At 50.2% G+C, this 2,654-nt stretch carries 2 protein-coding genes and 1 pseudogene; all 3 read right to left on the reverse strand.

Going from position 1 to position 2,654, the window contains the following annotated elements; genetic code table 11:
* Positions 1 to 1,258 (reverse strand): FtsW/RodA/SpoVE family cell cycle protein (locus ACTHUT_RS17560; RefSeq protein ID WP_440419216.1); only part of this gene is annotated, 1,258 nt, incomplete at its 3' end.
* 276 nt (positions 1,259 to 1,534) lie between these two features.
* A complete protein-coding gene (locus ACTHUT_RS17565) occupies positions 1,535 to 2,269 on the reverse strand; it encodes a hypothetical protein (protein WP_137041182.1) in 735 nt (244 codons plus the stop codon).
* Positions 2,270 to 2,346: 77 nt separating this feature from the next.
* Positions 2,347 to 2,654: pseudogene (locus tag ACTHUT_RS17570) on the reverse strand (amidase); the annotation flags it as partial.

Raw genomic sequence — 2,654 nt, forward strand, 5'->3', positions numbered from 1 at the left:
CCACCGAATAACCGCGCATTTTTTGGCGGTTTTCATAATCAATGCGCAATAACAAAGTAACGCACACCAGCATGATAAAGACAGCCGAACCGCCGTAAGACATAAACGGCAAAGTCAGGCCTTTAGTAGGCAGGATACCGATGTTTACACCGATATTGAAGAAACTTTGAATACCAATCCAAATACCGATTCCGTTGGCAATGTACGCGCTGAACATCAAGCCCGAATCACGCGCCTGCTTGCCGATGGAAAACGCACGCCACACCAGCCAGCCGTAGCAGAACACCAAAACCAGCATCCCGACAAAGCCGAATTCCTCGCCGATGACGGCAAAAATAAAGTCCGTATGCGCTTCAGGCAGATAGAAACGTTTTTCCAAACTCGCACCCAAACCCTGACCGAACCATTCGCCGCGCGCAATCGCCATCAACGAATGCGTCAACTGATAGCCTTTACCCAAAGGGTCACCCCAAGGATCCAAAAATGCGGAAACCCGCGCCATACGGTAGGGTGCCGCCAAAATCATCACACCCATCCCCGCCAGCACGCTCAGTACCAATACGGCAAAATATTTCCAAGGGAAACCCGCCAAAAACAGCATACCCATCGTAATCGACACAATCACGACAAACGAGCCGAAATCAGGTTGCGCCATCACAAAAACCAAACCCAGCGCAATCATCACGATAGGCAGCAGGATGTTTTTAAACTTCTTCAGCTTCTGCCAAGTTTTCTGACGCGCTTCCTTGCTGAACGGACACAGGAAAGCATTGAACAAACCGACAAACAGCGGTTTCAAACCCAAAGAGTCCATACTGCGCAACACTTCCTCGCGTCGCGTAAACAGGCTGGACAAATACAAAACCGTCGCCAGTTTGAACAACTCGGTCGGCTGAAGATTGACCGGCCCGATATGAATCCAACGCGTCGCCCCGTTGATTTCACGGCCGACAAACAACACCACCACCAGCAAAATCGCAGAAAAAGCAAAATAAAACGGAATGATTTTCCGCCAAAAACTCATGCTCAACAGCGACAGCCCGAGACAGCCCAACACACTCGCGCCGACAAACATCGCCTGCTTGCTGACAAAAGAAAATTGATTGCCGCCTTCCGACGCGGCATAGACAATCGACGCAGAATAAATCATTACCAAGCTGAAGGCGGTCATCAAAATAACCATCCACAACAGTGACACATCGAATTTCCGACCGTCCAAAGAAATCGGGCGGTCGAGAAGTTTGGAAAGACTAATCATGAACAAACATCCGTATGCGGGCAGACGAAAAAAAAATCCGCCCCAGAACAAAGCGTTCAGACGACCCTCCGCCTAATCGGAACATCGGAGGTCGTCTGAAAAAATATCGTGAATCAGAAAAACGTCATTCTAAAGGTTTCTTGCCAAAGCAACAATTCAGATTCTTTAAAGACAGTCGGATTCCGGCGTTCTTTGCGCCCTCCCCTACCCATCACAAACGCAAAAAAGGTCGTCTGAAAACGTTTTTATGTTTTCAGACGACCTTATAGGCTACCTTTAAAACGGCAGCAATTTGGGCAATACGGTTTGCAGATAGTCTTGAAATTCGGGCGCATCCACTTCGCTGCCAAAACCGCCATTGGCGAAAATGTGGCGAAGATACGCGATAAATTGCGTATTTTGCGGAGCGTACAGCACTTTACCATCCACACTTGGCTTGGTGCTTAATGCGATTTCATAAGCACTGCTGCCGCTTACATTGTCTTTGTGGTAATCATCGGGCGAGAATGGCAAACCAATCGGGCATTTTGGGTTTTCCGCAAGCAATTCTCGGGTACACTCCAGCCACTCGTTATCTTCGTTTTCCACCTCTTCCAAAACAAAATCTATGCCGTACACACACAAAGGGTCGGCATATTCCCACATAATTTCAGGATATTCGTCATAGTTCCAGATAAAGTTGATTTCGCCGACAATCCGGTAGAAGTATTGCAGCGAAAGGGGAATGAAACCGACAGGCTGCACAGCTTGGACAAGGCGGCGGATATGTTCGTCCGCATCAGGCAGGGGCGGCATAATCACGTTATCGCGCCATTGGTTGAACCGATAGCCGAACTGCGGCAAGGTGTCCGCGACGATATGCGCGTTGTGCAGCACACGCCGAAAAGTTTCGGTAAGCAAGCAATTGATTTCCGCTGCTGCTTCGGGTTGAAAGGCTTTTTGCCGCAATCGGGCGATGTCGGCATAAACTTGGCTGTATTCGCCGTTCAGATAGCGTTGGTAGAAAGACAAGGCAAAATTCCTTCAGTTTGTTATAGAGGATGCAATCCGTTTTACTGATACAGACCGCTTTTTATCCAATGCAAACCCTAAGCCGCCTGCGGTATTTCCGCCCACGGCTGTATCTGTTCCAACTGCGCGGCGAGGCGGAGCAGCGTGTCTTCGCGTCCGTGTGCGGCGGCGAACTGGGTACCGACGGGCAGCCCGTGATGCCGGTAAAGCGGCACGCTCATGGCGGGGTTGCCGCTCATGTTCAGCGGCGACGTATAGCCGACGTATTGCAGCGCGGCGGCGGCTTCTTTTTCTAAAAACGGGTTGTTTTTCAACAGAAAACCCAAGCGCAGCGTGCCGAACAGCAGGCGCATGGCTTTTTGTGCGGCGGGCGGCGGCATCATCT

The sequence above is a fragment of the Neisseria sp. P0022.S010 genome (assembly GCF_051956635.1).